This window comes from Chryseobacterium takakiae (genome assembly GCF_900129385.1).
GTDB lineage: Bacteria > Bacteroidota > Bacteroidia > Flavobacteriales > Weeksellaceae > Chryseobacterium > Chryseobacterium takakiae.
In genome coordinates this window covers 57,061-78,550 of record NZ_FQVO01000012.1, presented here as the reverse complement: position 1 = coordinate 78,550, position 21,490 = coordinate 57,061, and the positions used below count along the sequence as shown (strand labels likewise).

Genomic DNA, 21,490 nt, shown 5'->3' with positions numbered 1-21,490 from the left:
TTCAGCTGTTAATATTTTTTTAAATTTGCACCCTATGACGAAACCTGTTGGAAAATTAATTGTAATTGGTGGTGCAGTAAACAAAGGAAGTTTTGCAGAAACCGATTTTGATCAGAATATAGAAAAAAACCTGAATTTTTTTGAGCGAGGAATACTTAGAAAAATCATCAACGAGTCTAAGCATAAGGAAAATTCCGTTATTGAAATTATTACCACAGCCTCGCAGATTCCCCAAATTGTAGGCTCAGAATATAAAAAAGCTTTTGAATTTTTAGGAGCAAAAAATGTAAATATACTGGATATTCACAATCGTGAAGAAGCCAATTCCGATGCCATTGTCGCAAGGGCAAATGCTGCAGATGTGGTGATGTTTACAGGTGGAGATCAGCTTCGTCTGACATCCATTCTGGGCGGAACAAGATTTCACGATACCATTTTACTGAAATACCAGGAACAGGATTTTATTTATTCCGGAACTTCTGCAGGAGCTGCCGCAGCTTCCGAAAATATGATCTACCAGGGAAGCAGTTCTGAAGCCCTTCTAAAAGGCGAAATTAAAACCACACAGGGACTCGGACTGATTGATAATGTCATTATTGATACGCACTTTGTACAGAGAGGAAGAATAGGACGACTGTTCCAGGCGGTGGTCAATAATCCGAGAACATTGGGAATTGGTCTTGGAGAAGATACCGGACTTTTCATTTATAACGACGTCATGACGGCCGTAGGTTCCGGACTGGTAATTCTGGTTGACGGAAGATTCATCAAGGATACCAATCTAACCAACATCAACCTCGGAGAACCGATTTCTATTGATAACCTTACCGTGCATGTAATGTCCATGAATGATCATTATGACCTTACAACAAAGGTACTGACGATAGAAAATTCGCAATTCAATCCTATTCCGCAGGAAAAATAGAAAATCATATTTTTCAACGAATATTAATTATCATTCGCAACATCATAACCGGATTTGAAAAATTTGGTTATCTTGTCTCCACAAAATAATTTATAATGAAAGTAATCATTCACGGTGGATTCTTTTCAGAAAGCGATCAGAGTCATGAAGTAAAAACTGCCAAGCAGGAATCTCTGAAAAACATTGCAAAACGGGCTTTTGAATTTTTACAAAGCAATCCCGCCTTTGATACTGCTGCTTTTGCCGTTTCTTTATTAGAAGATGATGAGCTGTATAATGCCGGTACCGGCTCCCAGATCCAAAGCGACGGAATCATCAGGATGAGTGCTGCGATCATGGATGGTGAGACCCAGAAATTAAGCGGTGTGATCAATATCCAGGATGTAAAAAATCCTGTTTTTGTAGCGAAGGAACTGATGAATGAAGACGACAGGGTTTTAGGTGGAAGCGGTGCTAAAAAATATGCAGCTGCTCATGGTTTTGAAAATTATTCTACCGAAATCCCGAAAAGAAGACAGGAATATGAAGAAAAATTACATAACGGCGGAAAAGGAACGGTCGGTTGCGTAGTGATCGATAAAAACGGAAAATTAGCCGTTGCTACCTCTACCGGAGGAAAAGGATTTGAAATCCCCGGCAGAATTTCGGACTCTGCAACGGTAGCCGGAAATTATGCCAATTCTTTCTGTGCTGTGAGCTGTACAGGTGTGGGTGAAGATATTGTAAGTAATGCTACGGCAGCAAAGATTGTCACAAGAGTAACCGATGGAATGTCTCTTAACGAAGCTTTTGATAAAACTTTCGAGGAACTGAAACTTATTGACGGCTTTGCAGGTGCTATTGCCATTGATAAAGATGGAAATCTTGCCCACAGAGACTCTCACCCTACTATGGTTTTTGCAAGTTTTGACGGTGAAAATTTAGAAACCTTCCATTAATTTTAACATTATTTTATAGCTCTGATATTTCTTTTGGCACGTATTTTACATAGTTATTAATAACAAATTTTAATATTAATACTTAAAAAATAGAAATCATGGGAAATAAAACAAAAGGTTTATTGGCACTGGTTGGACTTGGAGCTCTGGCGTACTGGAAATATAAAAACTCAAGTCCTGAGCAACAACAAATGGTAAAAGATAAATTCAATAATGCAAAGGACAACCTAAACAAATGGGGGAATGATATTAAAGACAGAGCCAACAATGTTGCTTCCCAGGTTCAGGAAAAAGCGGATGAATTTAAAAACAAAGCACAGGATACTGTAAATAATGCGCAGGAAACCGTAAGCTAAAAATAGTTATTTAACATTCATATATTCAGAAAGTCATCGTAGTTTGTATTACGATGACTTTTTTTTGCCTCAACGGCGAAAACCAAAGGCAGTTTATTACCAAATTTCGAAATCCTCCACTTCCCTTTTTCAAATTCTTCAACATGCCTTAAACATGGATACGGAGACCAGTCGAATTCTTTAAATTGATGTATTATCAAATGATTATCAATAAGACTTTGTAATACTTCGGCTAAAGAATGATTCCACATTACATATTCCTGAACAATATTTGCAGAAGGATCTGCGTAAGTTCCTTCATACGTTTCTACAATAGGCTTTTCATTAAAATAATTGTATTTTATCCCTTCAAAATCATCATCAAACATCCAGACAGCAGGATGAAATTCTGCCATGATAAATTTTCCGTCAGGTTTTAGAAAACGAGAAATGACTTTTGCCCAGCGGTCAAGATCAGGAAGCCAGCCTATCGTTCCGTAACTGGTAAAAACGATGTCAAATTTTTCATCAAGGACATTGGGAAGATTGTACAGATCTGTACAGATAAATTTCGTGTCTGCCTCACATTTTTGTGCAAGTAGCTTTGCTTCGGCAATTGCTCTGTCTGATAAATCTATACCTGTTACTTTGGCTCCAAGTCTTGACAAAGAGATGGAATCCTGACCAAAATGGCATTGCAGATGCAGAACAGATTTATCTTTTATATCTCCTAAAAGTTCCAGCTCGATAGAATTCAGCGAAGTTCTGCCTTTTAAAAATTCGTCCACAAAATAAAAATCAGATTTCAAATGGGGCTCTACTTTGGCGTTCCACGAATTTCTGTTGATTTCCAAATAGTTTTCCATTAGGTTAATTTTTCCTCTAAATATAAAAATTTAATTATTCTTTCTCAATAACAATGGAAGTATACACACTGTAAAGCTTCCAGCCTAATGACTCATATAGCTTTTTGCCTTCTTCAGTGGCCACTAAAAAGTTCATAGAAAACCCTTCCGAAAGGGCTATTTTTTCAAGCTCTTTCATTAAGAGACTTGCCAGCCCTTTTCTTCGGTGGTCTTTTTCCGTTGAAATCCTGTCGTACACAGCAAGATCATCAACAAAAACAATACGTCCCGATGAAGCCACCTCATTATTTCTCATGATATGTACAACAAAAGTAGAATCATATTGCTGGTATTCAAATCGGTATTCGTAGGGTAAATTTTTATCGGTAAATTTCATTATTGAAGTGCAGTACATCATGTAGCCCTGCGGCTGCACTATCCATCTGTCCGGAATTTTATTTTTAAATTCATCAAAAGAAGCGCACACTTTCAGGAAAATCCAGGGTTCATTAATTGTTTCGGCAAGTTCGATAAAATCACCATTACATTCCGGGAACACATACCGTGTTTTTTGCTTTTCATAGCCTACATTCACCATAAATCCTGACTTATATTGCTCCGGCAAAGGTAATTGCCTGGATAATGACCATGCTGTAAGCCATTTTTTAATGATATCTGGTGAAATTCCTCCGTTCATTACAGTAGAGTTTATAACAAAGTCAGTAAATATCCCATCAGGGAACCTGATACCACAATAAGTGCACTGTTAATTTTTCTGTATCCAAAACTAATAACAAGGCATATCACAGCGATAAGGATCGTGCGCCAGTCGTTAACCGTTTCTATTCCCATGCTGATGCAGACAGAGACAATAATAGCAACAGAAGCTGCATTTACGGCATCCAGGAATACTGAAAAGATTTTCGAGTTTCTCATTTTCTTTACCAACGGATTTAGCAGAGCAACAAACAGGAATGAAGGTAAAAAAATTCCGAGGGTAGAAACAGCAGCTCCGGTCCATCCATTAATCTGATATCCGATAAATGTTACGGATGAAAAAACAGGTCCTGGAGTGAATTGCCCTACTGCAATAGCATCAATCAGCTGTTTCCGGTTCATCATTCCTGTGGTCACAAGTTCGGCATCCAGAAAGGCAAACAGTACATAACCGCTTCCGTAGAGAATTGAACCTACTTTCAGGAAAATCAGAAATAGTTTAAGGTTTAATGCAGATATAACATTATTGTCAGCATTTTGTAAGAAAACAACAGGAATAAGATTTTTCAGATCTCCGGATCGTCCGGAACGGATAAAAAACAGCAATACATAAAGAATTCCAGCACCAAAAAGAAGAAAAATTTCATTGTACCCTAATAAAGATCCCACCAAAACAAGCAATCCTAAAACAATAAGATCTATCGACTTAAAAGATTTTTCCGCTAAGGGAAAGATGGCCGATAAAATCACTGCAATGATCGCCGGCTTGATTCCGTAAACAAATGGCTGAATTTCCGGCAGGGCACCATATTTTTTATAAAGCCAGGCGAATATCCCGGTAATAAAAACTGCAGGAAGTATAAAACATACTCCTGCAGTTAGTAATCCTTTCCAGCCTGCTTTTTCTCTTCCGATGTGGATGGCCATTTCCGTACTGTTGGGTCCGGGAATTAAATTGGTGGCTCCTATCAGATCCAGAAAATGCTGCTGGGACATCCATTTTCTTTTGGTAACCACTTCATTCTGCATCATGGAAATATGAGCAGCGGGTCCTCCGAAACCTATTATTCCCAGCTTGAGAAAAAGTTTTGCTATTTCTTTTAAATCTTCTGTATTTTTCATGGCCTTACAGAATTCTCAGAATATATTAATTGTTTAAAAATTCCTCTAAAGAAACTGTTCTCTGTTCTCCGGCTTCAAGATCTTTATAGGTAACCTTTCCGTTCTTAATTTCTTCTTCTCCAAGGAAAACAAGATTTTTAATTCCTTTCTTTTCGGCGTAAGTAAACTGTTTTCCGATCTTCGCAGATTCAGGATACAGTTCTGCAGAAATTCCCTTTTCTCTGAGCTGTTTGATCAATTTTAAAGCTTCCAGCGTTTCATCACCTCCGAAATTGGCAAACAGATATTCTACTTTTGAAGTAGCTTCTTCAGGGAACAATCCCAATTCTTCCATGACAAGATAAATCCTGTCTAACCCGAAAGAAATCCCTATTCCCGGAATATTTTTAACGCCGAAAACTTCCGTGAGGTTATCATATCTTCCGCCGCCGCCGATAGATCCCATCTGAACTTCATCTGCTTTTACCTCGAAAATCGCTCCGGTGTAATAATCCAATCCTCTGGCAAGCGTAATATCAAATACTAAATTCTGAATATCGACACCTAAATTTAATGATTGAGTAATCACAAATTCCAGTTCTTCAACACCCTTTAAACCGGTTTCGTTTCCGGCAAATTTCTCTTTCAACTGTAAAAGATTTTCCAATGCATCATCCGATTGTGTAAAGAGGAAATCCAGCTTTTCAATGGATTCTTGGGCAATTCCTCTTTCAAGAAGTTCTTTTACGACACCTTCTTTCCCTATTTTGTCTAATTTGTCAAGAGCCACCGTAAAGTCAATTAATTTATCGGTAATTCCTGCAAACTCCGCAAGACCGGAAAGAATCTTCCTGTTATTGATGTGAATGGTTACAGAAACTCCTAATTCTGAAAATGATTTTAAATACAACTGAACCAGATCTACTTCCTGCAAAAGGCTTTCGCTTCCCACCACATCAGCATCACACTGGTAAAACTCCCTGAACCTTCCTTTTTGAGGACGGTCTGCTCGCCAAACCGGCTGAATCTGGTAACGTTTGAATGGAAACGTAAGCTGGTTGTGGTTCATCGCCACAAATCTTGCAAAAGGTACGGTAAGATCATAACGCAGGGCTTTATCTGAAATCTGTGAAGTTAATTTCTGATGGTTTTTATCTTCCCAGTCCTGTTGATTTACTTTTGAAGTATAATCTCCAGAATTTAAAATTTTAAAAATAAGGCGGTCTCCTTCTTCTCCATACTTTCCCGTTAATGTCGAAAGATTTTCAAAGCTTGGGGTTTCCAATGGCTGGAACCCGAATAATTCAAAGTTTTTCTGTAAAATATTGATGATGTATCTTCTTCTTGCCACTTCCGATGCGGTAAAATCTCTCGTCCCTTTTGCTAAACCTGGTTTCATTTTATAATTGATAAATGATGATTAATGTATAAGTGTTGCAAAAATAAGGAATTGAACTGACTTTAAAACTAAAATCCAAAGCTGAAAAAACAATCTTCTTCAGCTTGGGATGCATTCATCATTTGTGTTCTTGTATTCTATCAGATACTATCTAAAATTTCAAGGATCTCTTCACCGTAATTTTCTATCTTATGCTTTCCGAATCCTTTAATATCCAGCAGTTCTTCTTTCCGTGCCGGCTTATATTTAGCAACGGACATAAGCTCTTTATTCGTAGCAATAAAATAACCCGGCAGATTCTGTTCTTTTGCTTTGTCGGATCTCCATTCTTTCAGGGCGGAGAGAATTTTTTCTTCATCGGAGCTCAGCGCTTCATTTTCTGCTGCATATTTGACATTTTTCGATTCTTTCACCTTAGTTACAGTCATATCTAATGCTTCAAAATATAAGAACACCGACCAGTAATTTTCGTCATTTACAAAAGCGGTTTCTGCTTTTACAATCTGATGTTTTCCGAGAAATTCATCCAGCATATGCTGATCATGATGTAAAAACTCCTGATCCAGCCGGACTTTAAAAACTTTTACTTTCATCGCCTGTGTTTTTTTACTGCTATTTCCCTCCCAGAAGCAGAATTTCATCTACCCTAACTTCCGTGATATAGCGTTTAACCCCGTCTTTATCATCATACGATCTATACGTAAGCTTTCCTTCGATGGCAATTTCTTTTCCTTTCGTAACATATTTCTGGAAAATTTCAGCGGTTTTACCAAAAGCAATGAGATTGTGCCATTGTGTTTCTTCCACTTTTTCGCCTTTTGCATTCGTATAGTAATCACTTGTTGCAAGAGATACGACTGCTTTACTGTTTCCGTTTTCGAAGTTTACCATTTCTACTTCCTTTCCTGTGTAACCAATCAATGTTACTTTGTTTCTTAGTGACATAATTTTGTTGTTATTTAGATTAATATTCAGATTCGGGACGTTCACTGTTTTCCCGGATCTCTGTTGCAAAGATTGGGGAAAGCTGAAATCCAAGTCGGTACCAAACTGTTTAAATTCGTTTGTAGTCGTTTGAAAACGAATAATGTAAAATATCATTCTTTTTATCCGTTTGAAAACGGATAATTTCCATACCTTTGAGTGTATATGAAAAAAGCAATTAAAAGGACATTCAGAGTATCAAAATACGTGATTTACCGGGAAACGCTTGTTGATTACAAGGAACATTTCTGGTCTTTCCTGGGTGCCTTTTTTGGAATCGGGATTATTGCTTTTATCCAGTCGCATTCAGTATCCGCTACAGAGAATATTTTTCTGATCGGATCTTTCGGTGCATCGAGTGTTTTGATTTACGGAGCGATTCAGAGTCCGCTGGCGCAGCCGAGAAATCTGGTAGGAGGCCATGTCATTTCAGCTTTGGTTGGCGTTACAGTGTATAAGATTGTTCCTGATATTATCTGGCTTTCGGCTCCTCTTGCCGTTGCTTTCTCGATTGTTCTGATGCAGTATACCAAAACCCTTCATCCGCCCGGCGGCGCTACCGCACTGATTGCAGTGAGTTCTACGGGAAAAATTCCTGAGCTTGGATATTTGTATGTATTGTCTCCGGTACTTTCCGGATGTATCATTTTATTACTTACAGCACTTTTTTTCAATAATATAACATCCAACAGAAGTTATCCTGCACACAGCAGGTTCAAGAAACTATTAAAGAAAAAACATGCTCATCCACACAAATTGAAAAAATAAAAATTATGAATTGTCTTGAATGCGGCGAAAAAATCATCGGGAGATCCGACAAAAAATTTTGTAATGATGCCTGCCGAAACGCGTATAACAACAAACAGAATAAGGATTCTAACAACCTGATGCGTAATGTTAATAACAAACTTCGCAAAAACTACAGAATCCTTTCCGAAGTAAATACGGACGGAAAAGCAAAAGTACCCCGATCGAAACTTGATGGCTTAGGTTTTGATTTTGACTACTTTACCAATCTGAAAATCTATAAAAATGGTTCTGAATATAAATTTATATACGACTATGGCTATAAACTTTTGGATGATGATTTTGTTTTAATCGTTAAAAATCAGTCATAACAGAAACATATTATTCATGAAAAATATTATTCTGATCACCGGAGCCGGCGGACTTATTGCCCGCGAACTTGCCAAAAGGCTTGAAAAAAATTACACGGTTCGTTTCTTAACAAGAAAGAAAAAGCACGATAATGAATTCGAGTGGAATATTAAAAATAAAACGATTGATGATGCGGCATTTGAAGGAGTTTCACACATCATTCACCTTGCGGGAGCCAACATTTCTAAAAAACGTTGGACTGATGAACGAAAGAAAGAGCTGATTTCAAGCAGAATTGATTCTGCCGATTTAATAGCAAAAACACTTCAGGAGAAAAAAATCAAACTGAAATCTTTTATTTCTGCTTCGGGAATCAATTATTACGGAACCAAAACTACTGACACCATTTTTACAGAAAATGACGGACCGGGAAATGACTTTTTAAGTGAAGTAGTGGTATTGTGGGAGCGTGCTGCCGATGAGTTTAAAGAATATAATCTTGCGGAAAGAGTGGTAAAAATCCGTACTGCGGTAGTTCTTTCCGAAAAGGACGGTGCACTTAAAAAAATGCTGCCAACTATTGAGATGGGAATTGGTTCTCCTCTTGGAAGCGGAAAACAATATATGCCGTGGGTTCATATTGATGATATTTGTTCGATTTATGAGTTTGCGTTGAAAAACCCGGATGTGGATGGTGCTTTCAATGCTGTTTCGCCGCAGCACACTACCAACGAGAATTTAACAAAAAAAATTGCTGAGGTTCTGAAGAAACCGCTCTTCATGCCAAATGTTCCTGGATTTATTTTAAAATTGATCTTTGGCGAACTGGCCGATGCATTGCTGGAAGGTTCCAGGGCTTCTGCCGAGAAAATTCAAAAAGCAGGTTTTAAGTTTACGTTCCCCGATCTGAAAAATGCTTTAGAAAATTTATTAAAAAAATAATTACCAAGATTATACAATCTATGCAAGATACAAACGTTCAGATAGAAAAGACCGAAATATTATCAGACAACTGGTATACCTTAAAGAAGGTAACTTTCAGCATTCAGAAAAAAGACGGCAGCTTTCAGCAGCAGAGCCGGGAAGCGTATGACCGGGGAAACGGTGCGGCCATTTTATTGTATGACAAAAGTACGGGAAATGTAATCCTTACCCGACAGTTCAGACTGCCTTCTTATCTCAATGGAAATGAAACGGGAATGATGATTGAAGTGTGCGCCGGACTTCTGGACAATGATAATCCGGAAGACTGTATCAAACGCGAAACCGAAGAAGAAACCGGCTATAAAATTTCTCATGTGGAGAAGATTTTTGAGGCGTATATGTCACCGGGTGCTGTTACGGAAATTCTTCATTTTTTTATTGGTGAATATTCAAAAGAAATGAAAATAAATGACGGCGGCGGACTTGATGATGAAGGCGAAGATATTGAAGTGCTGGAGCTTTCTTTCGAGGAAGCCTTACAAATGATTGAAACCGGAGCGATTAAAGATGCCAAAACCATTATGCTCCTGCAATATCTGCGACTTAAAAACATTCTTTAAATCTTAACTAAAAATTAGTAAACATCATGAAATTATTATACACAGTAAGCCTTACATTACTTTTATCAGCTTCTGTTTTTGCACAGAAAACTGAAAAACCCGGACCTAAAGATAAGGCAGCTATCCAACATTTTAAAAACGACTATAAAAAGAAAAATTATAAAAAGTTTTCGGGAGATGTTGTGGTGAAAGATAACCAGATACTGTTTGATAACAAGGTTATTTTTTACGATAAATCCGACAAAATTACGAAAGCCATTCTTGAGGAAGGACTTATTTATCCGCAGCTTCTAACCGAATTCCAGGTTGATAAGTTTGAAAACGAAGACAGCGACAGAACCCAGAAAAGATTTGCCAAACTGCAAAAAAACTGGAAGATTGCTTTTGATGTAAATAATATAAAGCTTTATAATGCTTCCGAGCTTGTTTTTTTAAGCAATGATGAAAAAGTAAAACGCTTCAAAATATTGTGTAAAGATCCCAAGTTTCCCAATACAATGGTCTATTATGTTGAACTGACGAATAAAAATGCAATGAAAGACACTCCGCTTCAGGATTTTATAAAGAATGCTAAAGTGACGCATATTTTTCAAAAGACGGAGTAATTGATTTAATTTAAATGAACTCTGACAATCTTGTAGATTACTTTAATGCTGTATGTGAATTCAGACAGTTAAACCCTGTAATGAAAAACATGCCTTTAAGAACAAATGATCCTGCAATGATCCCCATCAGAGATGTTATGAATGGCTTTAAAAAACATGTACAGCAGCAATATCAGGAAATCAATAATGTTCCATTTACCGTAGAAGTTTCCCGAGGAATCATGAATCTTCCAAATGTTTTATACGCCTGCATTCTTCCTCCCGGTCAGATGGTTCGCAACGGAATTTATACCGCAATATGCTTTGATATAATGGGGCGAGGTGCATTAGTTGGCTGTGTGGAGTCTAAAGTAACGTCTAAAGGTTTAAAAACGGTACAGCGCAAAACTGGTTCAGCATTATTATTTATTGATGTGGATGGAACCACTAAAAGAACCAAATACAACAATGTTTTCGTTAATCCGGAGGAGTTTTATTATCCTTTGGATGATTCAGAAATATTAAATAAACATATTCATGAATCTATGAAACTATCATTATTATTGTTGGATCTGTAGTTCAACTTATCAGATTATCAGATTGAATTAATAAAAATTAATATTATTCATCAAAACAAATTAATAATGAATAAGTTATATTCCAATTAAATAGCTTAATTTTGCACACCGAAAAAAGGATCCAACCATAATGAAAAAATTAGGCGAATACAGAAAGCTTCTTGAAGTTGATAAAAATGTGACACTGAAGGAACTGAAAACGATTTACAGGAATACGATGAAAGATACGCATCCTGATAAATTCATCAATGATGAAGTCGGAAAACTGGAAGCGGAAGAGAAAAGCAAGTCGGTGATTGAAGCCTATCATTTTCTGGTGAGCATCAATCCGGAAACTCAGGAAAAATATAAGGAAGAATATACAGAAACTACCACTACTTCCAACATCCAGGATTTCTATCTTGAAAAATCCATATTGACCATTCAGCATTTGAACGGTAACATTTATGAATACTTAGGTGTTCCGAGAAATACCTATATCAAAATGGTAAATGCAGATTCGCCAAGCCGTTTTGCAAGAAGACACATTTATGGCAGCTTCGTGTACCGAAAGGCAGGCGAAGTGATGGCAGATTAATTTTAGGATTTAATAATATATAAAGCTTTCGGATTTTCGGAAGCTTTTTTTGGGGATAAATCCTAACCTTAACGCAAAGAATTGCAACGTTTTTTTTAAATTATAGAAAATATTTTTTGTTCGCAAAGACGTATCACTCAGCAATTGAGCATTGATGTTTTATTATTTTTTCACCTTATTACCAACTTCACAGATTGCTTCTTCGCTTCGCTCATCGCAATGACAAAAAAGCGTACCATTTCTGATACGCTTTTTCGGTTAATTAAAGGTTGTTTATATTAGTCTAAATGTTTAGGCGTATAACCGTCTTCACTAAGTTCTCTGTGATCATAATCCGCTTTCATTTCAGCTTCATAATCTACTTTTTCATGTTTGCCCATTCTTCTAAGAATTGAATCAAATAAAGAGTACACCACCGGTACAATGATGAGGGTAAGGAATAGAGAAGATGTTAAACCACCGATAACTACCCATGCCAAACCTTTGTTCATTTCCGCTCCTGCTCCGGTTGCCAATGCGATCGGCAACATCCCGAAGATCATCGCAATCGTTGTCATCAAAATCGGACGGAGACGGGCATGGTTGGCCTGAATCAAAGCATCGTGGGTGTTGGCACCTGCCGCTTTTCTTGCGTTGGTAAAGTCGACGATCAGGATCGCGTTCTTCGCAACGAGACCAATCAACATGATCATCCCCAACATGGTGAAAATGTTCAGTGAATTGGCTGTTAAGGCAAGAATTACCATTACCCCGATCATCGCCAACGGAATAGAGAACAATACCACAAACGGATACACGAAACTGTCATACAAGGAAACCATTACCAGATAAACCAATACGATAGCCGCCAATAAAGCGATTCCTAACGTACCGAAACCTTCCTGCTGGTTTTCCATATCCCCGCTCCAGATGTAATCTACTCCTGCAGGTTTGTTTTTGCCATCCATGAACTGGTTGGCCCATTCGTTGGCAACATCCCCTACCGGTCTACCCACTGCTTTTGCTCTCACTTTTACAGAAGGCGATTTATCTCTACGTTCAAGCAAACTCGGTCCTGAACCCATTTTAACATCGGCAAACTGGCTTAGACGGATCTGCTGTCCCTGCGGGTTGGTAAACATTAAGTTTCTCACATCATCAATAGACTGTCTGTTGGCATCAGCGAAACGGATATTGATATCATATTCGTATTCTCCGGCTCTGAATTTTCCGTCTGTATTCCCGTTGAATGCAGTCTGCATCGTCTGTCCTACGCTGGAAAGATTTAGCCCTAAAGAAGCCATTTTATCTCTATCGATATTCACCTGCACTTCAGGATTTCCGGTGTCGGTAGATAATTCTGCATCCACCGCTCCCGGTACTTTTTTAAGAAGAGCTAAAATTCGGGTTGCTTCTTTTACTGCTGTTTCGTTATCCGGCGCGGTTACCACCATTTCGATCGGTGCATTTTCAGCTCCTAAAATCCCGATTGGCGCGGTTTTAAATTCAACGCCCGTAAATTTCTCTTCTAACGCTCTTTTTATTTTGGCAGCTTTGATGTTGGTACTTTCAGAACGTTCGGACTTATCCGTTAAGTTTACCTGAACCTCCGATTGGTACGTTGTAGCCTGTGCCCCACCAAAACCGGTTGACTGCTGCCCTACTGTCGTAATAAGATCTACAACATCTTTATCATTTCTTAAAAACTTCTCAACATCTAAGGTTAACTGGTTGGTTTTTTCAACCGTAGCATCTTTAGGCAATTCCATCTGAACAAGGAACTGTCCTCTGTCAATCGGCGGGAAGAATTCACCTCCAATAAATCCGAATGCCACCAGCATGAAAGAAGCAATCAAAACAACAAATGTAATCACCACGGTAGAAATTCTTCTTAAGGTTGTTTTCAGACACCATTCCAAAATTCCTGTGATCCAGTGTGTAAATTTATCGATCATTCCTTCAAACCAAAGGATGAACTTTTCGAACCAGTTTTTACCTGTTAAATGTTCCAGCTTACCGAATCTCGAAGATAACCACGGAATAATGGTAAATGAAGCCAGCAATGATAACAATGTAGCAATTACTACCGTGACGCAGAACTGTGCCAAAATATTAGCTACCAACCCAGAACTCATCGCAATCGGGAGGAATACTACGACGATTACCAATGTAATTGCAGCAACCGTAAACCCGATCTCCGAAGCACCATCATACGCTGCACGGATCTTGCTTTTCCCCATCTCCATGTGACGGTAAATATTCTCCAGTACTACGATCGCATCATCCACCAGGATACCTACCACGAGCGAAAGCCCAAGTAAGCTCATCAGGTTCAGCGTGTAACCCATAAAATAAATTCCGATAAAAGTGGCAATCAGAGAAGCCGGGATCGAAACCATTACGATGAATGCATTCCGGATACTGTGAAGGAATAATAACATCACAATCGCCACGAGCACAATTGCCAGGAACAAGTCGAAAATAACGTGGTTGGCAGATTCCAGCGTAAATTCTGTAGTATCATTTACCACTTTTACTTTTACACCTTGCATTTTATAGGTTTCTTCTACCGTTTGAATGGTTTTCTGAACACTTTCGGAAACCGTTACGGCATTCGCATCAGATTGTTTTTTCACCTGCATTAAGATGGTTGGGAACTGATTGAATCTCGCTACTTTTTCAACATCTTTCTGGGAATCAAAAACCGTTGCAATATCTGATAAACGAACCTGTGCCCCGTTTTTATTGGAAACCACGAGGTTGTTCATTTCCTCCACCGATCTGTATTTTCCTGATAATCTGATCGTAGATTTTGTAGCTCTTGTTTTAATACTCCCTGTAGGGAAATCAAGGTTTGAAGAAAGGATTGCCTGCTGTACATCTCCGATTGAAAGTCCGTACCCCTGCAATTTCTTTTCATCAAGATTCACCTGGATCTCTCTTTCCTGTCCGCCCACAAGATCAACCTGTGCCACACCGTTTACCCGGGAGAAAATCGGTTCTATTTTTTTATCTAAAAGATCATAGAGATCTTTATTGTTTAATTTGTCTGATGAAACACTCATCGTGATGATCGGTAAATCATCAAGAGAGAATTTATTCAGGGAAGGCGCATCCACATCATCCGGAAGATCGGCTAAGATCGCATTTACCTTTCTCTGGGCATCATTTAAGGCATAATCTACATCGGCTCCGTTATTCAGCTGTACCATGATCACGGATAAGCTTTCATAGGAAGAAGATTCTACTTTTTTCACGTTCTCCAAAGAACCAACGGCATCCTCTATCTTTCGGGTAACGGAAGTCTCTACCTCTGCAGGCGAAGCTCCGGGATATACCGTAGAAATCGTTACCATATTGGTTTCGAACTTTGGAATCAATTCGTATCCCAGAAGCGTGTAACTGAGGATACCTCCCAACGTAAGGATCGTAAATAATACGATTACCAGCGATGGTCTTTTAATCGATATTTCTGCTAATTTCATAGGTCTTCTACTTTACGATATTTACTTTAGACCCGTTATCTAAATTGATCTGTCCGCTGGTAACCACCTGTTCGCCGCCGTTCAGTCCGCTCAAAACCTGAACTTTATCCCCGAACACTTTACCAACTGTCACTTTGATCAATTTTGCAGTTCCATTCTGAACAATAAATAATTGTCCTGAACTTACTCCGTTTACAAAGGCTTCTGCAGGAACAGTAAGCATGTTTTGGGTTTCTGCGCCATTATTAGTTTTAAATGTTGCTGTTGCATACATCCCTGCTTTCAGGTTTCCTTTGTTCTGAACTTCAATTTCAACAGGGAAATTTAAAGATGCATCACTTTTAGGAGCAATGAAAGTAATTCTGCCTGAAAAAGAATCTTCCGGAAGAACATTTACTTTAATAGGAACTTCCTGCCCGATCTGAATTTTCCCGATCTGGCTTTCATCCACTAAAACGGAAAGTTTTAATGAATTGATGTTTACAATTTCAAATAGTGGTGTACCCGGAGAAACCACCATTCCCGGCTCTACCATCTTTTTGTTGATGGTACCGCTGATTCCTGCGCGTACACTGGTATCGTTTATTTTTACTCCTTGCGCACGAACTGCTGCCTGCGCATTTTTAAGCTGCAATCTTGAGTTATCAAGCTGCTGTTTGGTAACACCTCCGGTTTTAAAGGCATTTTCATAACGCTGATTATCAATAATTGCATTCTGCAAATTGTTTTGTGCCTGGGTAACATCTACTTCGATGGCATCTTTTTTAATGGTTGCCAAGACCTGTCCGGCCCCTACTCTGGCTCCTTCTTTTACCAAAACACTTACAATTCTTCCGGAAATTTCAGAAGACTGGTTGGATTCCTGCTTTGGAATAAACGTTCCGTTGGCAGAATAATCCGTATCTATATTTTCTCTGGAAACGGTAACCACATTCACATTGATTTTGTCTACCTGCTTGGCTACTTCTTTTACTTCCTGAGTCTGCTTTTCTTTATTGCCTGCAATTTTGTACGCCGCTAAACCGACCAGTACAGCTGCCACGATAATATATATTAGAGTTTTTTTCATTGTAGTTTATTATGGGTTTTGTAATGTGTTTAATTGTCCTTTTGCTTTAATTAATTTAATTTCAGCCTGCTTGTAGTCTAATAAAGCGTTTGCATAATTCTGCTTAGCCTGAGTAAGGGCATTTTCAGCATCCAGCACTTCGGTAAGTGTGGCAAGCCCATACTGATAATTGGATTGTGTATTTTTCTGAACTCTTTCTGCAAGGCCTACATTATCCTTCGTACTTTCGATATTGATGATGGCATTTTCCATATTGCTGATGGCATTTTTATAATCAAGATCGAGACTTTCTCTGGTATTGTTAATATCCTGATCAAGATCCTGAATATCGATTTCAGCCTGCTGAATCTGTGCTCTTGTAGATCCTCCTGAGAAAATCGGAATTTTAATCGCCAGACCTATAGATGCATAATCACTCCAGTTGGTTCCCTGTGCACTTCCCGTAAAATACGGAAACTTGTTGCCCAGACCCTGCCATCCGTAATTTGCCTGAAGACCAACCGTAGGATACAGTAAAGCTTCAGTCGCTTTTTTATTGTATTGTAAAAGTTCTTTTTGCTTGTTCAATACTTTAAGTTCTGAACGGGTTTCCAAATTAGCAGCAGTATTTAATAGCGCTGTATTCGGTTCAATGGTTTTTTCTTCCAGTTCAATAGGTGTACTGATTGGGATTCCCATATAAAATTTCAGTGCATTTTTTGAAACCTCCACCGCATTGACAAGCTGTTGTTTATTTGAACCGATATTGGTAAGCTGAACATTGGTACGGTCAAGATCGATAGATTTTGCCAGCCCGTTATCTACAAGACTTTTGATTACATTTCTTACTCTTTCCGTATTGGCATAGCTGGCTTCTACGGTTTTAAGGTTTTCTTCCTGAACAAATACCTGATAATAAGCTGTCGCTACATTTTCAATGATCTGTTCATTGGTCAGTTCAGAATTAAGCAAATAGAATTCTCTTGTAGACTTAGCTGCTTTTAATCCTGTAAAAACCCTTTGATCAAAAATATTCTGATACAATGACACGGAATTGACCGACTGCCATTTTGTACCGAAGGTTACGGGAACCAATTGTCCCGGCATTCCGATAATCTCACCGGGAAGCACAGAGGTCTGAAGAATCGGATTAAAAGTATTGCTGATGTTGGCACTGATCTGCGGAAGGGCTCCGGCTCTGGCCTCATCAATCTTGTATTCAGCTTTTTTCACCTGTAAAGCAGCTTTTTTAGCTTCCGCCTTATTTTGGAGTGCCTGTTTGATGGCCTCCTGGAGGGAAACCTGCTGCTGTGCAGATAGTGATGAAAAGCCGAAAATCATAAATGCAGCGGCTATTCCTATCTTTAGCTTTTGTGCAGTTATTCGTTTTCTTTTCATAATTTTATACTTCGTTTATTTTTTTTAATGTAATTGCTGTTGCTATAGTTTTTATTTCTAAAAGACGATTCATTTCTTAAAATACTTTAACATTTTTAATTTTTAAACAACATATTTAAAATGATATCTTTTCTATCTGAAATAATCTTATCGAATTCTACTTCATCAATCATCAGGTTTTCCATTAGTAAAGGTCTTACAGCACTTGGAAATACCAACAATGAAATCATATTGAGAACAAATTGAATAGGCGCCATTTTTTCAATATTTCCCAGCTCCATTTCTGCTTCTACTTCTTTATAGAGCTTTTTCAGTTCGTCTTCTTCGATGTCTTTTTTGTGGCAGTTTCCCTTATTAATCTGCGAAACGATGTAGGTTTCGAGGTATGGATACTGAAGGCTTGTAGACAGACTTCCTTCGATAAACTGGCCAATCTTTTCCTTGAATGGCAAATCGGAATTCATAATGATTTCAGATTTTTCATGTTCCACTTTCTGCGCTTCATCAAAAATGATCTGGATCAGATTATCTCTTGAACGGAAATAATAGTTGATCAGCGTTCTATTGACACCGGCTTCATCGGCAATCTCTTGTGTGGTGACATCAAACTTCCCTTTCACAAAGAATAAATTCTTTGCGGTTTGCTTAATTAATTCCTGTGTTTGATCTTTTTTTGGTTGATTTGACATTTTTGTTAAACAAATTTGTGCAAATATAAATCAATCAAATGTTTTGACAAAATTGTTAAACAAAATAATTAAGGAAATTAATTATGATATGCATCATGTTTTATGGAAATTCATCAAAATGTATAAATACCGTAAATCAAAAGCATCAAGAATACAAATCTTATTCTCTCCGTAATTACACAAGCTCTTATTGTTGGTGAGAGAAAATCGCTTTTTAAAATGGCTGATAAAACCATTGCAACGGTACAAAAGATAGAAACTTATATTACCACCGACCCAGAATTTACACCATTCTATATGGATAAAACTGACTTTCTGAAGGAGGAAATGGCTTTTAGAGGATTAAAATCTTAGCCAATTTAGCAGAACAGTTAACCTCTGACTTAGATGATACCATAATGCTTGCATGAAGTGAGGCAGTTGTAGCTTCCATGATGTACTATGGAAAAACGAATAGCATCAACAAAAAAACTGACAATTTGACTCTTTTAGCATTTATTTTGATATTAAAAAAATCTTTTTTGTATTTAAAAGATTTTCTTATTGTTGCTTTTTATATCTAGCCAGAAGCTAAAAGAATATAAATAATAATATCAATGTATATACTACATTGATTAAAATAGTTTAAAAGACATTATAAAATAGTAAGTTAGAAATTATATTTCAAGCCGCCTATAATGTAACCATGTAGAGCTGTAGTTGAAGCTTCTTCTATTCCCAACTGGTTCGTATAGCCGTTTATATATTGAAAGGAATTAAGATTTAATATATTATTATAGTGCAAATTGTATTCAAAGTTTGAATTCTCTTTTCTATACGAAACTTGGCCGCCAATTAAAAAATTTCTAATTGTATTTTGTTCAGTTTTCTGAATAAAATATTCTCCTAATACATTTCCGATCCATTGTTTTTTTATAATCATTCTGATGCCCAAAGACAATTTTACATTATCTTGTTTAGCACTCGTACTGTAAAAACTTTGATCAAACAGTCCTTTTGTATAGGTATATCCTAAATCAAACTGTACAGGTTTATTTTTAAAGTTGGTTGAAATCTTTTGAGAAATTTCGAAGTTTTTAATGGTTGAAGTATTTTCATTCCCATTTATAAAATTGAAATTTTTAACTATAGCACTTGTTAATTTTGTTTTAAATATAAAGTTTTTACTAAATCGCCTGTTACCTGTCAATAAAAATAACAAACGATCATTATACGTTGCTGTCGTATTTTCTATTCCTGTAAATGTACCATAATTGATGGTATTTGTGGTGAAATTAGGTTTGGTTTTATCGTACATCAGCATAAGAAAAAGACTATTCCCTTTTTCAAAATTGAACCTATGCCAGGTAAATTTATAGGTTTTTATATTGCTTAAAACACTAGGTATTAGACTTGCATTTTGGAAATAAGATAAATCTTTAGTATAAAAAAGATTATTCTGCAACATTTTCAACGTGGGCAATTCATATCTGGAGTTATACTCTAGCTCAAAATCATTACTACTTAGGTTGAATCTTATATTAATTCTTTTTTCAAGGTAATGTTCTGCATAATTATTAACATTGAGAAAATGTGAACTTAAAGCAGCTGATACATCAAATTTTCCTATTTGCTTGTGTAAGTTAAGATCATTAATGTAATGGTAAATTTTTAAGCCTCTTCTTTCAGTGCTTTGTGATATCCATTCTATAAGTTTTGAATCATCACTTTTATAAGAAAAACCAGAACGAAAATTAAAATTAATAAACTTATTTTTATTCTTTACATAAAAATCAAATGTATATCGATTTGACTGAATTGTATAATTTTGAAATAACAAATTGCTATTTGTCTGGAATAGATTCTGATCAGAATATATATTAAGATCGTCTGAATATTTCTGATTTATTTGGCTGAAAGCGAGGACAAGTTTTGAATTATTTGAACCCTTATTCCAAGATAGAAAATTGCTAAATGTAGTGTTTTTTATCAAATCATCAATTTCGTAAAAGTTATTGTTTTCGGAATAGCGATTTGTATTCTGACTAAAATTATCTCTTGTAGGATTGTAACCAAAGTTATAGTATAGGAAACTGTTATCAGAAAAACTACTTTTGATTTTAATTTGGGTTGTTCCTAAAAAACCTTTATTATTTTCTGATTTCTGTTCAAAGAAACTAAAATCCTGAGGTTGTCCTTCAAATGCAGTTCTTTTTGTAGCAGCGAATTTTTCAAGCTGTGCATTATTGAAAATAGAAAAAGCGGTAATAATGAAATTCTTTTTTGATTTGGAATATTGCAATGCGGCAAACTGATTGTTTTTAGATTGCACTCTTCCATCGTTATTAAGAAATGTAGGAATATCTATATTATTGTTATTACCGGTATTATCTATATCTTCCTGCGTATTCATTTCATAAAAATCCGTAAAGCTGATAGGGTCTTTAGCAATATTATTGAAGTCTGTTATAAGGGCTAAATTTCCTAACTTCCCGAATCGGAATAAATTTGCATGATTTAAATATGAGTTTTTAGTACCATAGTTGCCATCTATATTCCCAGTAATTTTTCCTTTATACTCATCTTTCAACTTCAGATTAAGGGCTGTTGAACGGTTTCCGTTAATGGTGGTGTAGTTTTGCCAAAGATCAATCCCTTCAATCATTTCAGCCGAAATGTTCTGGGTTGCTATTTTATGATTCTTACCAAAAAACTCGTTCCCCTCCACTAAAACCTGTCCTACCGCCTTTCCCTTATAAGTTACTTTTCCGTTTTCATTAATGTCTAACCCTGGAAGTTTTTTAATGAGGTCTTCTGTTGTTCTCTCTGTTCCGTCTCTTACTGCTTTTAGGTTAAAAGCAATGGTATCCTCTTTGGCAGTAGCAATTTTAGGACGAGATTTTATTTCTACGGTTTGTATGGTGGTGATCTGTGTTTCTAAGACAATACTGTAATTTGTTTTTTCTGCTGTATTAATTTCGACGATTTTTGTTTTATAGAATAAGGATGTAAATTTTAACGAAAAAATTCCTTTTTCTAAAGCTTTGAAAGTACAGATGCCCTTATCATCTGTTTTTAGGAAGTCTATGGTTTTTCCATCTTTTAAAAGTTGTACATTGACTTCTGAGATAGGGCTTCCGTCTATTTCTTTCACTTCAATATTGATATTTTGTGAAAAAGAATAACTGAAAAAAAACAGGATAATAAGGGTTAAAAATTTAAAATCCATCATAAGTTAATGTCTATGTACATAACCATTTCATAAAATCTTTCACTATAAAACTCAC

The 21,490-nt window shown here is 36.9% G+C and carries 21 protein-coding genes; 10 read left to right on the top strand and 11 right to left on the bottom strand.

Going from position 1 to position 21,490, the window contains the following annotated elements:
• The first annotated feature begins 34 nt into the window (after positions 1-34).
• The 3 genes from BUA76_RS15115 to BUA76_RS15105 all read left to right on the top strand — a co-directional run bounded on the left by BUA76_RS15115 (position 35) and on the right by BUA76_RS15105 (position 2,219).
• Positions 35-925 (top strand): cyanophycinase, encoded by an 891-nt coding sequence (locus BUA76_RS15115; protein ID WP_072885670.1) that lies wholly within the window; start codon positions 35-37, stop codon positions 923-925.
• A gap of 95 nt (positions 926-1,020) precedes the next feature.
• Positions 1,021-1,863 (top strand): isoaspartyl peptidase/L-asparaginase, encoded by an 843-nt coding sequence (locus BUA76_RS15110; RefSeq protein WP_072885625.1) that lies wholly within the window; start codon positions 1,021-1,023, stop codon positions 1,861-1,863.
• A gap of 98 nt (positions 1,864-1,961) precedes the next feature.
• Complete coding sequence (locus BUA76_RS15105; RefSeq protein WP_072885624.1) at positions 1,962-2,219, top strand: YtxH domain-containing protein; 258 nt, start codon at positions 1,962-1,964, stop codon at positions 2,217-2,219.
• A gap of 17 nt (positions 2,220-2,236) precedes the next feature.
• Here the strand turns inward: BUA76_RS15105 and BUA76_RS15100 are convergent, their stop codons facing one another.
• From BUA76_RS15100 to BUA76_RS15075, 6 genes are all read right to left on the bottom strand, one after another.
• Positions 2,237-3,064 (bottom strand): class I SAM-dependent methyltransferase, encoded by an 828-nt coding sequence (locus BUA76_RS15100; RefSeq protein WP_072885623.1) that lies wholly within the window; start codon positions 3,062-3,064, stop codon positions 2,237-2,239.
• Positions 3,065-3,098: 34 nt separating this feature from the next.
• Entirely contained in the window at positions 3,099-3,740 is a 642-nt protein-coding gene (locus tag BUA76_RS15095) for a GNAT family N-acetyltransferase (protein ID WP_072885622.1), read from the bottom strand.
• An 11-nt stretch (positions 3,741-3,751) separates the two neighbouring features.
• A complete protein-coding gene (gene chrA, locus BUA76_RS15090; protein WP_072885621.1) occupies positions 3,752-4,882 on the bottom strand; it encodes a chromate efflux transporter in 1,131 nt (376 codons plus the stop codon).
• A gap of 25 nt (positions 4,883-4,907) precedes the next feature.
• Positions 4,908-6,260, bottom strand: a complete 1,353-nt coding sequence (hisS, locus tag BUA76_RS15085; RefSeq protein ID WP_072885620.1) for a histidine--tRNA ligase — start codon at positions 6,258-6,260, stop codon at positions 4,908-4,910.
• Positions 6,261-6,400: 140 nt separating this feature from the next.
• Positions 6,401-6,853, bottom strand: coding sequence for an HRDC domain-containing protein (locus BUA76_RS15080; RefSeq protein ID WP_072885669.1), 453 nt, complete (start codon positions 6,851-6,853; stop codon positions 6,401-6,403).
• A gap of 19 nt (positions 6,854-6,872) precedes the next feature.
• Positions 6,873-7,205 (bottom strand): single-stranded DNA-binding protein, encoded by a 333-nt coding sequence (locus tag BUA76_RS15075; RefSeq protein WP_072885668.1) that lies wholly within the window; start codon positions 7,203-7,205, stop codon positions 6,873-6,875.
• Between the two features lie 204 nt (positions 7,206-7,409).
• Here BUA76_RS15075 and BUA76_RS15070 point away from each other — a divergent pair, with 204 nt between their 5' ends.
• The 7 genes from BUA76_RS15070 (at position 7,410) to BUA76_RS15040 (ending at position 11,625) form a co-directional block, all read left to right on the top strand.
• On the top strand, positions 7,410-8,012 hold the full coding sequence (locus BUA76_RS15070; protein ID WP_072885619.1) for an HPP family protein: 603 nt from the start codon (positions 7,410-7,412) through the stop codon (positions 8,010-8,012).
• Positions 8,013-8,017: 5 nt separating this feature from the next.
• Positions 8,018-8,362: a hypothetical protein gene (locus BUA76_RS15065; protein WP_072885618.1), complete on the top strand. Its 345-nt coding sequence runs from the start codon at positions 8,018-8,020 to the stop codon at positions 8,360-8,362.
• A gap of 16 nt (positions 8,363-8,378) precedes the next feature.
• Complete coding sequence (locus tag BUA76_RS15060; protein WP_072885617.1) at positions 8,379-9,284, top strand: TIGR01777 family oxidoreductase; 906 nt, start codon at positions 8,379-8,381, stop codon at positions 9,282-9,284.
• Positions 9,285-9,304: 20 nt separating this feature from the next.
• Positions 9,305-9,886 (top strand): GDP-mannose pyrophosphatase NudK, encoded by a 582-nt coding sequence (gene nudK, locus BUA76_RS15055; protein ID WP_072885616.1) that lies wholly within the window; start codon positions 9,305-9,307, stop codon positions 9,884-9,886.
• Between the two features lie 26 nt (positions 9,887-9,912).
• Positions 9,913-10,491 (top strand): hypothetical protein, encoded by a 579-nt coding sequence (locus tag BUA76_RS15050; RefSeq protein ID WP_072885615.1) that lies wholly within the window; start codon positions 9,913-9,915, stop codon positions 10,489-10,491.
• 14 nt (positions 10,492-10,505) lie between these two features.
• Positions 10,506-11,048: a hypothetical protein gene (locus BUA76_RS15045; RefSeq protein WP_072885614.1), complete on the top strand. Its 543-nt coding sequence runs from the start codon at positions 10,506-10,508 to the stop codon at positions 11,046-11,048.
• Between the two features lie 130 nt (positions 11,049-11,178).
• Positions 11,179-11,625 (top strand): KTSC domain-containing protein, encoded by a 447-nt coding sequence (locus tag BUA76_RS15040; RefSeq protein ID WP_072885613.1) that lies wholly within the window; start codon positions 11,179-11,181, stop codon positions 11,623-11,625.
• A gap of 278 nt (positions 11,626-11,903) precedes the next feature.
• Here the strand turns inward: BUA76_RS15040 and BUA76_RS15035 are convergent, their stop codons facing one another.
• The 5 genes from BUA76_RS15035 to BUA76_RS15015 all read right to left on the bottom strand — a co-directional run bounded on the left by BUA76_RS15035 (position 11,904) and on the right by BUA76_RS15015 (position 21,435).
• On the bottom strand, positions 11,904-15,089 hold the full coding sequence (locus BUA76_RS15035) for an efflux RND transporter permease subunit (protein WP_072885612.1): 3,186 nt from the start codon (positions 15,087-15,089) through the stop codon (positions 11,904-11,906).
• Positions 15,090-15,096: 7 nt separating this feature from the next.
• Positions 15,097-16,158, bottom strand: coding sequence for an efflux RND transporter periplasmic adaptor subunit (locus tag BUA76_RS15030; protein ID WP_072885611.1), 1,062 nt, complete (start codon positions 16,156-16,158; stop codon positions 15,097-15,099).
• Between the two features lie 9 nt (positions 16,159-16,167).
• Entirely contained in the window at positions 16,168-17,535 is a 1,368-nt protein-coding gene (locus BUA76_RS15025; protein WP_072885610.1) for a TolC family protein, read from the bottom strand.
• Positions 17,536-17,630: 95 nt separating this feature from the next.
• Positions 17,631-18,224 (bottom strand): TetR/AcrR family transcriptional regulator, encoded by a 594-nt coding sequence (locus tag BUA76_RS15020; RefSeq protein WP_072885609.1) that lies wholly within the window; start codon positions 18,222-18,224, stop codon positions 17,631-17,633.
• 649 nt (positions 18,225-18,873) lie between these two features.
• On the bottom strand, positions 18,874-21,435 hold the full coding sequence (locus BUA76_RS15015) for a TonB-dependent receptor (protein ID WP_143149924.1): 2,562 nt from the start codon (positions 21,433-21,435) through the stop codon (positions 18,874-18,876).
• Between the last annotated feature and the right edge of the window lie 55 nt (positions 21,436-21,490).

Excerpts from the sequence above, each read along its gene's own strand:
- hisS (WP_072885620.1), bottom strand. The coding sequence starts at position 6,260 with ATGAAACCAGGTTTAGCAAAAGGGACGAGAGATTTTACCGCATCGGAA.
- BUA76_RS15100 (WP_072885623.1), bottom strand. The coding sequence starts at position 3,064 with ATGGAAAACTATTTGGAAATCAACAGAAATTCGTGGAACGCCAAAGTA.
- chrA (WP_072885621.1), bottom strand. The coding sequence starts at position 4,882 with ATGAAAAATACAGAAGATTTAAAAGAAATAGCAAAACTTTTTCTCAAG.
- BUA76_RS15025 (WP_072885610.1), bottom strand. The coding sequence starts at position 17,535 with ATGAAAAGAAAACGAATAACTGCACAAAAGCTAAAGATAGGAATAGCC.
- BUA76_RS15075 (WP_072885668.1), bottom strand. The coding sequence starts at position 7,205 with ATGTCACTAAGAAACAAAGTAACATTGATTGGTTACACAGGAAAGGAA.
- BUA76_RS15110 (WP_072885625.1), top strand. The coding sequence starts at position 1,021 with ATGAAAGTAATCATTCACGGTGGATTCTTTTCAGAAAGCGATCAGAGT.
- BUA76_RS15050 (WP_072885615.1), top strand. The coding sequence starts at position 9,913 with ATGAAATTATTATACACAGTAAGCCTTACATTACTTTTATCAGCTTCT.
- BUA76_RS15060 (WP_072885617.1), top strand. The coding sequence starts at position 8,379 with ATGAAAAATATTATTCTGATCACCGGAGCCGGCGGACTTATTGCCCGC.
- BUA76_RS15020 (WP_072885609.1), bottom strand. The coding sequence starts at position 18,224 with ATGTCAAATCAACCAAAAAAAGATCAAACACAGGAATTAATTAAGCAA.
- BUA76_RS15045 (WP_072885614.1), top strand. The coding sequence starts at position 10,506 with ATGAACTCTGACAATCTTGTAGATTACTTTAATGCTGTATGTGAATTC.
- BUA76_RS15065 (WP_072885618.1), top strand. The coding sequence starts at position 8,018 with ATGAATTGTCTTGAATGCGGCGAAAAAATCATCGGGAGATCCGACAAA.
- BUA76_RS15035 (WP_072885612.1), bottom strand. The coding sequence starts at position 15,089 with ATGAAATTAGCAGAAATATCGATTAAAAGACCATCGCTGGTAATCGTA.
- BUA76_RS15095 (WP_072885622.1), bottom strand. The coding sequence starts at position 3,740 with ATGAACGGAGGAATTTCACCAGATATCATTAAAAAATGGCTTACAGCA.
- BUA76_RS15040 (WP_072885613.1), top strand. The coding sequence starts at position 11,179 with ATGAAAAAATTAGGCGAATACAGAAAGCTTCTTGAAGTTGATAAAAAT.
- BUA76_RS15070 (WP_072885619.1), top strand. The coding sequence starts at position 7,410 with ATGAAAAAAGCAATTAAAAGGACATTCAGAGTATCAAAATACGTGATT.
- BUA76_RS15105 (WP_072885624.1), top strand. The coding sequence starts at position 1,962 with ATGGGAAATAAAACAAAAGGTTTATTGGCACTGGTTGGACTTGGAGCT.
- BUA76_RS15115 (WP_072885670.1), top strand. The coding sequence starts at position 35 with ATGACGAAACCTGTTGGAAAATTAATTGTAATTGGTGGTGCAGTAAAC.
- BUA76_RS15015 (WP_143149924.1), bottom strand. The coding sequence starts at position 21,435 with ATGATGGATTTTAAATTTTTAACCCTTATTATCCTGTTTTTTTTCAGT.
- BUA76_RS15030 (WP_072885611.1), bottom strand. The coding sequence starts at position 16,158 with ATGAAAAAAACTCTAATATATATTATCGTGGCAGCTGTACTGGTCGGT.
- nudK (WP_072885616.1), top strand. The coding sequence starts at position 9,305 with ATGCAAGATACAAACGTTCAGATAGAAAAGACCGAAATATTATCAGAC.
- BUA76_RS15080 (WP_072885669.1), bottom strand. The coding sequence starts at position 6,853 with ATGAAAGTAAAAGTTTTTAAAGTCCGGCTGGATCAGGAGTTTTTACAT.